At 69.4% G+C, this 14,529-nt stretch carries 12 protein-coding genes; 1 reads left to right on the top strand and 11 read right to left on the bottom strand.

Annotation, left to right across the window (positions count from 1 at the left end):
- The first annotated feature begins 1 nt into the window (after window position 1).
- Complete coding sequence (locus ACZK33_RS22590) at window positions 2–1,780, top strand: monovalent cation:proton antiporter-2 (CPA2) family protein (RefSeq protein ID WP_423174543.1); 1,779 nt, start codon at window positions 2–4, stop codon at window positions 1,778–1,780.
- 74 nt (window positions 1,781–1,854) lie between these two features.
- On the opposite strand, the gene ACZK33_RS22595 is transcribed toward ACZK33_RS22590, so the two are convergent.
- From ACZK33_RS22595 to ACZK33_RS22645, 11 genes are all read right to left on the bottom strand, one after another.
- Window positions 1,855–5,193 (bottom strand): ankyrin repeat domain-containing protein, encoded by a 3,339-nt coding sequence (locus tag ACZK33_RS22595; protein ID WP_423174544.1) that lies wholly within the window; start codon window positions 5,191–5,193, stop codon window positions 1,855–1,857.
- Window positions 5,186–5,446 carry a YcgL domain-containing protein gene (locus ACZK33_RS22600; protein WP_107431495.1) on the bottom strand — a complete coding sequence of 87 codons (261 nt, stop codon included), beginning with the start codon at window positions 5,444–5,446 and terminating at the stop codon, window positions 5,186–5,188. The genes ACZK33_RS22595 and ACZK33_RS22600 overlap by 8 nt, the downstream gene beginning before the upstream one ends.
- A gap of 160 nt (window positions 5,447–5,606) precedes the next feature.
- Window positions 5,607–6,047: a hypothetical protein gene (locus ACZK33_RS22605; protein ID WP_010482305.1), complete on the bottom strand. Its 441-nt coding sequence runs from the start codon at window positions 6,045–6,047 to the stop codon at window positions 5,607–5,609.
- Between the two features lie 62 nt (window positions 6,048–6,109).
- The gene (locus ACZK33_RS22610; protein ID WP_032129167.1) at window positions 6,110–7,348 is read right to left on the bottom strand and encodes a beta-ketoacyl-ACP synthase; all 1,239 of its coding nucleotides are present in this window, start codon (window positions 7,346–7,348) and stop codon (window positions 6,110–6,112) included.
- Window positions 7,348–8,079 carry a 3-ketoacyl-ACP reductase FabG2 gene (locus ACZK33_RS22615; RefSeq protein ID WP_423174545.1) on the bottom strand — a complete coding sequence of 244 codons (732 nt, stop codon included), beginning with the start codon at window positions 8,077–8,079 and terminating at the stop codon, window positions 7,348–7,350. The genes ACZK33_RS22610 and ACZK33_RS22615 overlap by 1 nt, the downstream gene beginning before the upstream one ends.
- Entirely contained in the window at window positions 8,076–8,531 is a 456-nt protein-coding gene (locus ACZK33_RS22620) for a hotdog family protein (protein ID WP_032129169.1), read from the bottom strand. The genes ACZK33_RS22615 and ACZK33_RS22620 overlap by 4 nt, the downstream gene beginning before the upstream one ends.
- Window positions 8,528–9,712 carry a beta-ketoacyl-ACP synthase gene (locus ACZK33_RS22625; protein ID WP_423174546.1) on the bottom strand — a complete coding sequence of 395 codons (1,185 nt, stop codon included), beginning with the start codon at window positions 9,710–9,712 and terminating at the stop codon, window positions 8,528–8,530. The genes ACZK33_RS22620 and ACZK33_RS22625 overlap by 4 nt, the downstream gene beginning before the upstream one ends.
- Window positions 9,709–10,266 carry a DUF3261 domain-containing protein gene (locus ACZK33_RS22630; RefSeq protein ID WP_107433485.1) on the bottom strand — a complete coding sequence of 186 codons (558 nt, stop codon included), beginning with the start codon at window positions 10,264–10,266 and terminating at the stop codon, window positions 9,709–9,711. Before ACZK33_RS22630 ends, ACZK33_RS22625 begins: the two co-directional genes overlap by 4 nt.
- Entirely contained in the window at window positions 10,254–11,504 is a 1,251-nt protein-coding gene (locus tag ACZK33_RS22635) for an NAD(P)/FAD-dependent oxidoreductase (RefSeq protein WP_423174547.1), read from the bottom strand. The genes ACZK33_RS22630 and ACZK33_RS22635 overlap by 13 nt, the downstream gene beginning before the upstream one ends.
- 53 nt (window positions 11,505–11,557) lie before the next feature.
- Window positions 11,558–13,933 carry an MMPL family transporter gene (locus ACZK33_RS22640; RefSeq protein ID WP_423174548.1) on the bottom strand — a complete coding sequence of 792 codons (2,376 nt, stop codon included), beginning with the start codon at window positions 13,931–13,933 and terminating at the stop codon, window positions 11,558–11,560.
- Complete coding sequence (locus ACZK33_RS22645; protein ID WP_423174598.1) at window positions 13,905–14,528, bottom strand: LolA family protein; 624 nt, start codon at window positions 14,526–14,528, stop codon at window positions 13,905–13,907. Before ACZK33_RS22645 ends, ACZK33_RS22640 begins: the two co-directional genes overlap by 29 nt.
- Between the last annotated feature and the right edge of the window lies 1 nt (window position 14,529).

Genomic DNA, 14,529 nt, shown 5'->3' on the forward strand with positions numbered 1-14,529 from the left:
CATGCATAGCGGTGGTCTGGAACTGGCCCTGGTGCTGCTGCTGGCGGCGGTCATCGCCGTGCCGGTGTTCAAGAAATTCGGCTTCGGTGCGGTGCTGGGCTATCTGGCGGCCGGCGTAGTGCTGGGCCCGGACGGGCTGGGCTTCGTGCAGGATGCCGACCGCATCCTCGGCGCCGCCGAAATCGGTGTGGTGATGCTGCTGTTCGTGATCGGGCTGGAGCTGTCGCCGGCACGCCTGAAGGTGATGCGGCGCTCGGTGTTTGGTGCCGGTGCGGCACAGGTGGCGCTGTCCGGGCTGGTGCTGGGCGGCCTGCTGCTGCTCGACCATTTCCAATGGAAGAGCGCACTGGTGGTGGGCGTGGCGCTGGCGCTGTCATCCACCGCGGTCGGCCTGCAGCTGCTGTCAGAACACAAGGCGATCAACAGCGACCATGGCCGGCTCGGGTTCGCCATCCTGCTGTTCCAGGACCTGATCGCGATTCCGCTGCTGGCGGCCATCCCGCTGCTGGGCGGGGTAAAGAACGAGACCCTGCGCTGGGAAGACGCCGCCGTTGCCCTCGGCGCGCTGGCGGTGGTGATCCTGTGCGGGCGACCGGTGCTGCGCAAGGTGTTCGGCATCATCGCGCGTACCCGCAGCCCGGAAGTATTCACCGCGACCGCACTGCTGGTGGTGCTGGGCACCGCCTGGTTCATGCAGGAGGCCGGCCTCAGCCCCAGCCTGGGCGCGTTCCTGGCCGGCGTGCTGCTGTCCGATTCGGAGTTCCGGCACGAACTGGAAGCGCAGATCGAGCCGTTCAAGGGGCTGCTGCTGGGCCTGTTCTTCATTGCGGTGGGCATGGGCATCGACCTCGACCGCATCGTTGCCGAGCCGTGGCTGATCGCCGCCGGCGTGGCGATCCTGCTGGTGGTCAAATTCAGCCTGCTGTACGTGATCGGGCGCATCGCAAAGCTCAGTTCACGGCACTCGCTGCTACTGGGCAGCGTGCTGTGGCTGGGCGGCGAGTTCGCCTTCGTGGTGTTCAACGAAGCGCAGCGCGCGCACCTGCTGGGCAACGCCAACCATGACCGCCTGGTGGCGATCGTCGGCCTGTCGATGGCGATCACGCCACTGCTGATGATCGCGCTGCTCAAGCTGCTCGGCCAGGAGAAGGCAACGCCGCGCGAGGCAGCCGAGGCCGACAAGGTGGCGCCGGACAACCGGCCCAAGGTGCTGATCGCCGGCATGGGCCGCTTCGGCCAGGTGATCGCGCGCCTGCTGACCGCGCAGAAGGTGCCGTTCGTGGCGCTGGAGGCGAACCCGGACACCGTGGCCGACCTGCGCCGCTTCGGCAACCAGCTGTACTACGGCGACCCGACCCGGCCGGAGATGCTGCGCGCGGCCGGCGGCGAGCACATCGATGTGTTCGTGATCACCGTGGACGACCCGGAGACCAACCTGCGTGCGGTGCGCATGGTGCGCCGGCTGTATCCGGACGCGAAGGTGCTGGCGCGCGCACGCAACCGCCAGCACGCGTGGCGCCTGATGGACATGTCGGCCGAACCGTTCCGCGAAGTGTTCGGCACCAGCCTGGAAATGAGCGGGCGCGTGCTGACTGCATTGGGTGTTGCACCTGAAGTGGCCGAACGCCACGTGCAGCGCTTCCGTGAGCACGACGAGCAGCTGCTGCGCGACCAGTACCTGGTCTACGACGACGAGGCCGCGGTGATCCAGACCTCGCGCGATGCACGCAACGACCTGATGCACCTGTTCGAGGCCGACGCGGAGAGCGACGACAAGTAGGCGTGCCGACCAACGGTCGGCACCCACCACAGATTGCGGTAGTGCCGGCCGCTGGCCGGCACCATTTCCAGGGATCAGCCGTTGTCGCGCAGGAACCGCGCCATCGACGAAACGCCCGGCACGCGCGGTTCGAACTCGCCGGCCACGTCGATGAAGCCGCGCATCACCGCGATCTCGCGCGGGCTGCGGTTGAGGCTGTCGCGCACTTCCGGATCGGCACCGGCGCGCAGCAGGCGCTGCACCAGCAACGGCAGGCCATGCAGGGCGGCCAGATGCAGCGGGCCGAAGCCGCGCGGATCACGCACGTCCAGGCTCACGTCCTCGTCCAGCAGGCGCTCCACCGCGGCCATCACCACCTGTTCGTCGCAGGCGGTACCCGGCTCGGCACGCGCACCCAGCAGCAGCAGCAGCGGCGTGACCGAACCGGCGGCGGCCTGGTCCGGTTCGGCACCGGCCAGCAGCAGGGTGTCGAGCAGGGCCAGCAGGCGCGAGCGGTCGCGGGCACTGAAACCGTACAGCGCGGCACAGTGCAGCGGGCCCAGCTGCTGCGCGTCACCGGCATGCACGTCGGCACCGGCGGTGAGCAGGCGCGCGACGATGTCCGGCAGGCCCAGCGCCGAGGCCAGCATCAGCACGGTCACGCCGCCCGGCAGGCGGTGTTCCAGCTTGGCACCGGCGTCGAGCAGGGCCGAAACGATGTCCACCTGGCGCATGCTGACCGCCGCCGACAGCGGCGTCGCACCACTGGCAGCGGCGTGCTGCGGATCGGCGCCGCGTGCCAGCAGCAGGTCGGTTACTGCCAGATGGCCACCACCGGCCGCACGCAGCAGCGCGGTGCAGCCCTGTGCGTCGACTGCGTCGACGGCAAATCCCAGATCGATCAGGCGGCGCACCGCATCGACGTCACCGGCCATCGCAGCGGCCGGCAGATCGGCCTCGCGCAGGGTGCGGCGCGGCAACGGCCACACCCGCCAGTCGAGCCAGTCGGCCAGGTCACGGCGACCGATCGACAGCGCCACGCCCAGCGGCGTCTGGCCGTCGGCGGCACGTGCTTCCGGCGAGGCACCGTGCTGCACCAGCAGCTTCAGCGCGCCTTCGCGGGCCAATGCGGTGGCCAGATGCAATGCGGTCATGCCATGGCTGTCACGCGCTTCACGATCGACACCGGCCTTGAGCAGGGCCTGCTGCAGGCGCAGCCAGCCCAGGCGCACTGCCAGCGACAACGGCGGGTCACCCGCCGGCGAGGCCGCGAACGGATCGGCACCACGTTCCAGCAGTTCCAGCGCCAGCTGCTCCAGGCCGCGGGCGGCCTGATCGTGCTGTGCGCAGGCGGCAAGGAAGCGCGCCAGGCCACCGCGTCCGGCCGGCGACAGGCCGCGCTGCAGCATGACCTGCAGCGCCGGCACCGCATCGATGCCGCGCGACAGCAGCGCGAACATAGGCGTGTCGGAGCAGGCGTCACGCACGTAGGGATCGGCGCCGTGGCCCAGCAGCCAATCGACCGCACGCGGCTCCAGTGCCAGTTCCGGATCGAGCAGCAGGCCACCCAGTTCTTCCGGCTGGCACAGCTTGGCCAGCGCGGCCATGCCATCGGTGTTGCCGAAGCCCAGCGCTTCGCGCAGCAGGGTCAGCGGCGGACGGTCCGGCAGCAGGCCACTGGCGCTGGCGGCTTCGCCGCGCTCGGCCAGGCCATCACTGACGGCGGCCGGCAACGGATAGGACGGGTCCAGCAGGGCCACAATCGCCCAGCGACCGGCTTCGGCGGCGTAGTCCACCGCACGGCGGCCAACCGGATCGGTGGCGTCGGCGGCGATGCCCAGCTCGACCAGACGCTTGATCAGCAATGGCGAGACATCCTCGGCCATCGCCGCCAGCTGCACCGCATTGCGGCCTTCGCCGTCCACCGCAACCAGATCCGGCTTGTGCGGCAGCAGATGCTCGACCACGGCAGCGCGACCGGCACGGGCCGCTTCCAGCCACGGCGTACGGCCCAGCGCATCGCGCGCTTCCAGATTGGCACCGGCACCCAGCAGCACGCCGATGATCTCGACGTGGCCAGCCAGTGCGGCCTCATGCAGCGCGCTGCGGCGCTGGCGATCACGCGCGTCAGCCCGCGCCTTGTGCTTGAGCAGCAGCTGCACGCCGGCCGGATCGTCGTCTTCGGTGGCGGCCGCGGCCAGCAACACCGGGGTGCCTTCGGCCGGTTCGCTGCGCGCACCGCGTTCGAGCAGGAAGCGGGCCAGGCGCCAGTTGCCGACCTGGCAGGCCACGGCCAGCGGCGACCAGCCCTCGTTGTTCAGCGCGTCGACTTCGGCGGCGGCATCGCGCAGCAGCGCGGCCACGCCCGGGTCGGAACTGCGCGCCGCATGGTGCAGCGGGGTGTTGCCATCGCTGTCGATGGCACGCGAATCGGCACCGTTGGCGAGCAGGGTCATCACCGCTTCGGGGCGGCCGTGCCAGCTGTCGCGGGTGGCGGCCAGCAGCGGGGTCATGCCCCGGTGCGGCGCATTCACATCGACGCCGCGGGCGATCAGTTCGCGCAGCAGGCGCAGGTCCGGCAGCACCGCCGCCAGCACCGCCAGGCTGCGCTGGTCGCGCCAGTTCGGGTCCGGCAGCGCATACGGATCGGCACCGGCCTGCAGCAACTGCAGGCCCCGGTCGATGCGGCCATGGCGGGCGGCTTCATACAGCGCCGGAGTCAGTTCCTGCGGCGCCATCGCCTCCAGCGGCGTGGTTTCGACTGCGGCGGCGAACATCGGTTCGTGCTCGTTGCTGGCGGTGGCCAACGGGCTCGCACGCAGTGACACCAACGGCGCCGGTGCCACCCGTTGCAACAACAGGTGCAGCAGCGGCGACAGCACCAGCACTGCCAGCGTGGCGGGCCAGCGCGCGCCTTCCGGCAACAGGCCCGGCCAGGCCGGCAGCACCACCAGCGCGGCCAGCGCGATCACCAGCGCGGCGACACCGAGACCGCGCCAGGCGGTCAGGTCGCGTCCGGCCAGCGCCTGCCAATGCTGGGCGAGATTGCCATCCAGGCGTTCGACATCGTTCCACAGCGGCCAGGTGCGCCAGGCCGCCAGCAGGCCGGCACTGACCAGCACGCTCAGGCCCAGCACCGCAGCCAGGCTGCCGCTGTCGCGCAGCGCCGCCAGCGGCCAGGCCAGCAGCAGCGCCAGCAACAGCGGCGCTGCCGTCCACAACGCCAGCAGCGCCGGCAGGTCCTGGCGCGCGACGATCTTCAGCGGCAGCAGCGCTCGGCTGCGACGCCACCACGACACACCCAGCGCGAACGCCGGCTGCGCCAGTGCCGCAAGGATGGCGCCCGGAACGCCGCCCACGGCGGCGCCCAGCGCCAGTACGGCACCCACGGCGAAGGCGATCGACAGGGCGCGCGGACGGGACGTGTCAGTCATAGTGGCGCGGCATCAGGCTGGCCACCGATGGCGGCACCTGCAGGTAGAACCCGCGCTCGCTCATTTCGCTGCGGACCTTGTCCGGATCGGCCTGGGCCAGGCGGCGCTGGGCATCCAGCGCCACGTCCAGGACGAAGGCGAGCGTCCCCAGCGAGGTGAGCAGCGGCGCAGGCAGCGCGCTGAAATCATCGCGACGGGGAACGTAGACGTAGGTATCCGGCTTGAGTTGGCTTTTATAGACGTAGGCGTGCATGTCCGCGGGACGATAACCCGGGAAGAGCCATGATTGTGTCGGAAAGCCGACACCGGGGAAAGCCGTCAGCCGACGATGGCGGCGTGATCGGCGGCGTTTCCCCGGCGGGATTCAGCAATGTGGCGGCGGCGTTCAGCCAACGCCGCCGCCACACGGGCGCTTACTTGACCTTGGCGTAGGTGCCCTTCAGCGCGACACCGGCGAGGATCGCACCGGCATAGCATTCGTAGTTGGTGCTGCTCTTGAACTCGTTCTTCTTGTAGTAGCTGACGATGTCGACCACGGCGTTGGCGCCGCGCGACTTGGCACCGTCCTGCAGCGCGCGCAGCGCCGACAGCGCGACCCAGCGGCAGGCCTCGGCATCGCTCTTGTTGGCGGCGTTGGTCTTCTTGTTGGTCACGTCTTCGCCCAGGCGCTGCTGCACGCTGACCGGCTGGCCGGCCAGGTAGAAGCGGACGCTGCCGTCGATGCCGGCGTCCTTGGCAGCCTGCGAACTGACCAGTTCCTGCAGGGACTGCTCCACGCGGGTATCGCGGGCAGAAGCGGTGGAGGCCAGGGCCAGCAGTGCGGTGGCCGTGGCGATCATCAGGGTGCGGCGCATCGGAACATCTCCTTGTCGAGGGTGCGGGTAGGTTGCGGGAACAGCGGCGGTGGGGCGGTGGATCACTCGCGCCAGCGGCGGAACACCAGCGAGGTGTTGATGCCGCCGAAGGCGAAGTTGTTGCTCATCACGTACTCGGCCTGCAGTTCGCGGCCTTGGCCGGTGATGAAGTCGAGCTGGCCACAGCGTGGATCGACCTCGGCCAGGTTCAGGGTGGGCGCGAACCAGCCGGCGCGCATCATCTCGATGCTCATCCAGGCCTCGAACGCACCGCAGGCACCCAGCATGTGGCCGACGTAGCTCTTCAGCGAGCTGATCGGCATGCGGCTGCCGAACACCTGCGCGGTGGCCTGGGTCTCGGCGATGTCGCCGTGATCGGTGGCGGTGCCGTGGGCGTTGACGTAGTCGATCTGTGCCGCGTCCAGGCCGGCATCCTCCAGCGCCAGGCGCATGGCCTGGGCCATGGTGTCGGCACTGGGCTGGGTGACGTGCTGGCCATCGCTGTTGGTGCCGTAGCCGACCACCTCGGCAAGGATGGTGGCGCCACGTGCCTGCGCGTGCTCCAGGTCTTCCAGGATCAGCGTGCAGGCACCCTCGCCCAGCACCAGGCCATCACGGCCGGCATCGAACGGGCGCGGCGTGGTCTGCGGCGCATCATTGCGCACGCTGGTGGCGAACAGGGTGTCGAACACCGCCGCGGCAGTGGCATCGAGCTGCTCTGCACCGCCGGCCACCATCACCGTCTGCTTGCCGCTGCGGATCGCTTCGTAGGCCGCGCCCACGCCCTGGCTGCCCGAGGTGCAGGCACTGGAGGTGGTGTAGACGCGCCCGGACAAACCAAAGAACACACCGATGTTGACCGGCGCGGTGTGGCTCATCATCTTCAGGTAGGTGGTGGCACTGATGCCGTCGGTGGTGAATTCGTTGAGCATGCGGCCGAATTCACCGGTGGCCTCGTGGCTGCCCGAGGACGAGCCGTAGGCCACGCCGGTGCGGCCACTGCGCAGCACCGGGTGCTCGTGCAGGCCAGCCTCGCGCAGTGCCACCTCGGTGGCGCGCACCGACATGATTGCGACCTTGCCCATCGAGCGGGTGGTCTTGCGGTTGTAGTTCGGCGGCAGCTCGAAGTCCTGCGCCGGCGCGGCCAGCTTGGTGTTCAGGCCAGCGTAGACATCCCATTCGGGCATCGTGCGCACGGCATTGCGGCAGCTGCGCAGGTGCGCTTCGATGGTGGGCCAGTCGTGGCCGAGCGGACTGATGGCGGCCGCACCGGTGACCACCACGCGACGATCGGCAGCCATCAGAGCATGCCTCCGTTCACCGAGATCACCTGGCGGGTGATGTAGCCGGCCGGCTCGGACAGCAGGAACGCCACCGTGGCCGCCACTTCGTCGGGATGACCGACGCGGCCGGCGGGAATCAGCTTGAGCGCGTGTTCGATCACTTCATCGTTGAGCATTTCGGTCCCGATCAGGCCCGGGGCCACGCAGTTGACGGTGATCCGGCGGCTGGCCAGTTCCAGTGCCAGCGCCTTGGTGGCACCGATGATGCCGGCCTTGGCGGCACTGTAGTTGACCTGGCCGCGGTTGCCGGCCAGCCCGGACACCGACGACAGGGTGACGATGCGGCCCGGCTTGCGCCGCCGCACCATCGGCATGATCAGCGGATGCAGCACGTTGTAGAAGCCATCCAGGTTGGTGTGGATGACCTGGTCCCAATCCTCCGCCGACAGTGCCGGGAAGGCGCCATCACGGGCAATACCGGCATTGCAGACCACGCCGTAGTACGCGCCGTGCGCTTCGACATCGGCCTCCAGCGCGGCGCGTGCGGCCTCGCGGTCGGCTACGTCGAACGCCAGCACGCGGGCCTGCTGGCCCAAGGCCTGGATCTCGGCCATCACGGCCTGTGCCTCTTCCACGCGGCTGCGGCAATGCACCACCACGTCGAAGCCGTCGCGCGCGATGCGCAGCGCGATGGCCCGGCCGATACCCCGGCTGGCGCCGGTCACCAGCACGCTTCGATTCCCTGTCATGCCTGTCCACTCTCCAGATAGGCCATCGCGTCGGCCGGTTCGAACACCGACACGTTGGCTGTCGCCCATTCGTCCTCGCCCGCCAGGATGCGGCAGGCGAACATCCCCAATCCATTGTCACCCAACAGCTCGCAGCGCGCCTGTACGCGCAGCCGCGAACCGCTGGGGAAGCTGCTGCGCGCGCTGCTGTAGCGGCGGCTGCCGAGCAGGAAGCCCAGCTGCGGCGGCTTGCCGGCCGCACGCGCGCGGCAGCCGGCCCAGGCCGCGATGGCCTGCGCCATGTATTCGATGCCGACCCACGCCGGCACTTCGCCGTTCTCCACGAACAGGCCGGATTCGGGCACCACCAGTTCAGCCTCGAGGGTGTCCTGGTCCCACTGCGTGATGCGCTCCAGCAGGCACATGTCCTGGCGGTGCGGCACCACGTCCTCGATCGCGTACAGCGTGTTCATCGACGCTCCAGTGCCAGCACGGCATTGCTGCCGCCGAAGGCGAACGAATTGCTCAGCACCCGCCGCGGCGCCTGCGCCAGGCAGGAGCCCGGCGCGACCAGCGGCAGCACCGGCAGTGCGGGGTCGGGCACGCCGTCCCACCAGTGCGGCGGCAGCTGCTGCTGTGGGTTCTCGGCCAGCAGGATCCAGCACAGCGCCGCCTCGATCGCGCCCGAGGCACCCAGCGTATGGCCGGTCAGCGGCTTGGTCGAACTGGCCGGCACGCCGTTGCCCAGCACCTGCGAGACCGCCAGGCTTTCCATCGCATCGTTGTGCCCGGTGGCGGTGCCATGCAGGTTCACGTAATCCACTTCGTCGGCGCCCCAGCCGGCGCGCAGCAGCGCCTGCTGCAGGGCGTCGATGGCCCCCATCCCCTGCGGATCGGGGGCGGACATGTGATGGGCATCGGCCGATTCGCCCCACCCGGCCAGGCACACCGGACCCGGCTCGCGGGTAAGCAGGAACAGCGCGGCGCCCTCGCCGATGTTGATGCCGGCCCGGTGCTGCGAGAACGGATTGCAGCGCAGGGCCGACACCGATTCCAACGCGCTGAAGCCGGCCACGGTGAAGCGGCACAGCGAATCGGCACCGCCGGCAATCACTGCATCGACGATGCCGGCGCGCAGCATGCGCGCGGCCGACATCAGCGCCTTGGCGCTGGACGAGCAGGCGGTGGACAGGGTCCATGCCGGCCCGTGTGCACCACTGCGCTGGCGCACGAACTGCGCGGCGGTGCCCATTTCCTGCTGGGCGTAATCGAAGCCCTGCGGCCACCGGCCCTGTTCGGCGTGGCTGCGCAGGGCCTGCTCGGATTCACCAATGCCCGAGGTGCTGGTGCCCAGCACCACCGCCACACGCTCGGCACCATGGCGGGCGATCGCGGCGGCCACCGCTGGTGCGATCTGCGCCAGTGCCACGTCCAGCAGGGCGTTGTTGCGCCCGCGCAGGGCCACCGGCAGGTCCTCCAGCGCCGGCAGCGGCGTGCGCACCTCTCCCAGCGCCAGGGTACGCCCCGGCAGCAGGCTGTCGTTGTCGCTGAGCCCGCCCGGCACATCGGCGAACATCGCCGACGCGACCGCGGCGCGGCCATCGCCGAGCGCACAGACCACGCCCAGGTCGTTCAGGTAGATCGGTGCACTCATCGGTCCTGCCCGGCCATGTCGATCGATTCGATGCGCAGGGCGTAGCCTTCGGCGCGGTTGTCCAACTGCACGCTGCCATCGTCCAGGCGCTGCAGCTGCAGCCACACCGTGCCGTCGCGCGACAGGCTGCGCTGCCGGCCGTCATCGCTCACCTGCCAACCGGCCGGCAACGCGGCGGCAATGGCCGCGGTCGGCCACAGCGCGAACTGCAGGTCATCCAGCACACGCTCGGCACGTACCTGCGGCGGCAGCCACGGCGCGCGCTGCTGGGTCAGCTGCTGGCCGTCCCACTGCAGGCGCACGCCGGTCTGGCCCATCGCCTGCACCGCCAGCTGCACCTGCTGCGCATCGGCTTCCAGCAGAGCATCCAGGTCGCGCTCATGCGTACCGAAACGGAAATGCAGCTGCTGCTGCAATGCCAGCGGCGCCGGCAGGCTGGCCGGTGACAGGCGCAGCGGCGGCAGCTCCACCAATGGCTTGGGCATGCGGCCGGCACAGGCGGCCAGCAGCAGGCACAGCAGCACGGCCGCGGTACGGGCGATCAGGCGCTGCACAGCTGCTCCAGCACGCGCATGCGGCGGCCGCTTTCGTCGGCCACATACGGGTTGTTGGTGTCCCAGGCGTAGCCGGCCAGGATGGAACTGATCATGTCGCGTACTTCGGGCTGCTGCTGCGGGTGGTAGATGATCTTCTGGAAGCCGCCCTCGTACCAGCTTTCAACGAAGCGGCGGAAGGTCTTCACGCCGGCACGCAGCGGGATCGAGAATTCAGCTTCCCAGTCGACGGTTTCGCCGGCATAGCGGCGCGCCAGGCATTCGCTGGCCAGCTGCGCGGACTTGAAGGCGATGGTGACGCCGGAGGAGAACACCGGGTCAAGGAACTCGCCGGCATTGCCCAGCAGGGCGTAGCCCGGGCCCCACAACGAGCTGACATTGGCCGAGTAACCGGTGATGCGGCGCACCGGCAGCACCGCCCATTCGGCGTTGGCCAGCAGCCGGGTCAGGTTGGGGTCCTCGCCGACGATGGCCTGCAGCTTCTGCAGGTCGTCGCCTTCGTAGCGTTCGAAGAACGACGGCTCGGCGACCACACCCAGCGAGCAGCAGCCGTTGGAGAACGGGATCGTCCAGTACCAGACGTCGATGTGCTCGGGATGGGTGGTGATCAGGATCTTGTTGCGATCGAAGTCCGCTTCGGCCGGAATGTTGTCGCGCACGTGGCAGAAGATCGCGCCGCGCACCGGGAAGTTGGATGGCGACTCGAGCTGCAGCAGGCGCGGCAGAAGGCGCGCGAAGCCTGATGCGTCAAGGATGAAATCGGCCTCGATGCGGTACTCGCTGCCGTCCGGGCGGCGCACGGTCACCACCGGCTGCTCGCCCGGCTCGACCGCAAGCACTTCATCGCCGAAGCGCAGCGTGGTGCCCATGCGCTCCGCGCCGCGCGCCAGCACGTTGTCGAAGTCGGCGCGCTGCACCTGGTAGGTCGTGCCCCAACCCGGCGAGAACTTCTTCCTGAAGTCGAACGCGGTGCGCGCCTCGCCATGCACGAAGGCGGCGCCGTTCTTGTGCTGGAAGCCCGCTTCGACCACGTCCTGCAACAGGCCGGCAGCCTCGATGTACTCCATGCTCTGCGGCAGCAGGCTTTCACCGATCGAGAAGCGCGGGAACTGCTGGCGCTCCAGCATCAGCACCTGGCGGCCCTGCTGGCGCAGCATCGCCGCGGCCACCGAGCCGGCCGGGCCCGCACCGATGATCAGGATTTCAGTACGTTCGACAGCATCCACAGCAGTATTCATCGGTGCGTCCTTGTTGCTCGATCAGGTGGAAAGAAGGAAGTCGGAAGACAGGTTCAAGCTGGCGGCAGGTCATGTGGCGGCGGCCGGAACAGCGGCGAGATCAGCCAGACCAGGCCGATGCCGAACAGCAGGGTCAGGCCGAACGCGCGCAGCGCCGGGGTCTGCGACAGGCCCAGCAGGCCGAACGACAGCCAGGTGCTGGCCGCGCCCACGCACACTGCCAGCCAGGCGCTGGCATCGCCACGGTGCTCGATCAGGAAGATGCCGTAGTCGATGCCCATGCCCAGCAGCAGCATCAGTGCCAGTACGTTGAACAGCTGCAGCGGTTGGCCGAACAGACCCAGCAGGCCCAGGGTCAAGGCACCGGCAATCAGAGTCGGCGCGAACACGCGCCAGGCCTGGCGGCGGTAGCGCAGCCACAGCGCGCCGAACACCAGCGCGATGCCGACCAGCAGCAGCCCACCCATCAGCTTGCGGTAGTGGCCCAGCAGCGTGGAGAAGTCGGCAGTACGGTCCACCCAGCGCACGCCCGGCAGGCCTTCGGCCGCACCCTGCAGGGTGGCCAGCGCATCGGCGCGCGACAGGTCATCGACCATCACCACGCTGATCATCTGCCCACCGACCTCACCCACCCACAGGTGACGGAACGGCTGCGAGGCCGGCGAGGCCAGGAAGGCTTCGGCGCTGAGTGGTGCGGCCGCGAACTGCGGTCGCTGCAGCGGCTCGCCCACGGCCTCGGACACGGCCGACAGCACGCCGGGTTCCACCCTCGCGGTCAGCGCGGCATCGGCCTGCTGGCGCGACGGCGACGGCAGCCAATCGCTGATCGCGCGATAGCCACCAATGCGCTTGTCGTTGGCCAATACACGCAGGCGTTCGGTCAGCGCTTCTTCGCGCTGCAGCAGCTGCGCGGCATCGGCACCCTGCACCAGGTAGAACTGCGCCGGGCTGGGCATGCCCAGCAACTGGCTCAGGCGGATCTGCTGCGCCATCAATGCCGGCGGCGACGACTGCAGGCTGCGCAGGTCGTCGTTGCTCTGCAGGCGCGCGATGCCGATGGCAGACAGTGCCAGCGTGATCACCACGAACATCGTCACCGCGCGGCAGCCATGCAGGCGCGGGAAACGCTCCAGCGTGTTGCCCAGCCACTGCGAGAAGCGGGTCTGGCGGATCTCGCCACCATCCAGCCACGGGAACCAGAAGATCACCGTGAGGAAGGCGGCAGCCAGACCCACCACAGAAAACAGCGCCATCTGGCGCAGGCCCGGGAACGGGGCCAGGCCCAATGCCAGGTAGGCCAGCGCACTGGTCAGCAGGGCCAGCCACAGGCCAGGCAGCAGATGCCGCAGCAGTTTCCAGCGACGATCGGCCGGCTCGGCCTGGCGCGAGGCGAACCAGTGAATGCCGTAGTCCTCGGCCACGCCCACCAGCGACGCACCAAACACCAGAGTCAGCACGTGCACCTTGCCAAACACCAGCACGGTCACTGCCAGCGCCACGCCACAGCCGATCAGCAGCGAGGCAGCCACCAGCAGGATCGGCCGCAGCGAGCGGAATGCCAGCCACACCAGCAGCAGCACCGCCGCCAGCGACCCCCAACCGATGGTGTTGATCTCCTGGTTGGCCTGCACCGCGGCCGCTTCGGCGTGCAGTGGCACGCCGGCATGCAGGATTTCCAGCTCCGGCGCCGCTGCCTTGGCGGCCTGCCCGGCGCGTTCCAGCAGGCCATCGAGATGGCGCTCGCCGTCGAGCTGGAACGCCGAACCCGGCGTGTCGAACTGCAGCACGGCCCAGTGCCTGCCCTCGGCTTCAAGCAGGCCGTCATCGCCCAGCCGCAACCCCGACCCCTGCGCCTGCTGCTGCCACCATTGCGGCCACAGCGACAGCGGATCTTGCCGCCAGTCGGTCAGGCGCGGCGCGCCCATCGGGCCGTACAGCGCGGCCAACGCCTGCTCGGCCAACGCGGCCGGTTCGCTGCCCTGCAGCTGCTCGCGCTGGGCCGGTGTCAGCAGGCGGTCACGGTACGGCGCGTAGAACGCGCGCGCCTCATCGAACCAGCCTTCGATCGAGCCGCTGGGTACCAGCAGGGCGTGATCGGCGTCCTTGGCCATGGCCGCGGCAAAAGCCGCCTGCGCACGCTTGGCGGCGGCGCCGTCCTTGCTGCCCAGCAGCACCACCACCTGCCGCGAACTGCCATCGGCAATGCGCCGGGTGACATCGCTCAACAGGCGGTCGTGTGCATCCTGCGGCAGCAGGGCGAGGATGTCGGTGTCGATCCGCGATTGCTGGCTCCACAGGCGCCACTGCTGCGCGCCCATTACCAGCAGCAGCAGCAGCCAGGCGATGCCCAGCCAGTGCCACCAGCGCCGCAACCGGTCCGGTGCGTTCGATGCCGCGGTCTCACTCAAAGCGGCGGGCCTCGTCGGCATTGAGCGTGGCCGGCGTCTCGCTCAACGCGCTGAACTGGATCTGCGTGCGGTCCTTGTTGGCCTCGACGATCTCGACCTGGCGCACGTAGCGGTCACCATGCAGGGTCAGCGACTGGAACGCCTTGGCCAGCATCGCCGACTTCGGCGTCAGGCGCAGTCGCCAGCCCTGCCCTTCACGGCTGGCCGCCACGTTGAACTGGCTGGACAGCGCCTGCACGTCGCCACTCATCAGCGCGAACATGATCGCGTTCACCGAACGCATCGCCGGTTGCTGCCGTGCATCGAGTTCGACGCGGGTGCTGCCATCGCGCTGGCGGCTGAGGATGCGGTCGGCGGTGACCACCACCTCGGAGGGGAACGGCTTGAGCGTGGACCAGATCACGCCGTGCTGGCGCGCGACCACGAACCGGCCCTGCGAGCGCAACGGGTTCTTGAAGCCGCTGACCTGCTTTTCCTGGCTGAACTGGCCGCGCAGCACGTCCGGCCGCGCCACCGCGTGGGTGATCGCATCGATGGCGGGGTCGGCCGCCTGCACCTGCGGTGCGGCAACGAACATCAGCGCGCACAGCAGCACGCTCGGAAGACGGGCAAGCATG

The organism is Stenotrophomonas sp. 86156_Sma (assembly GCF_056481625.1).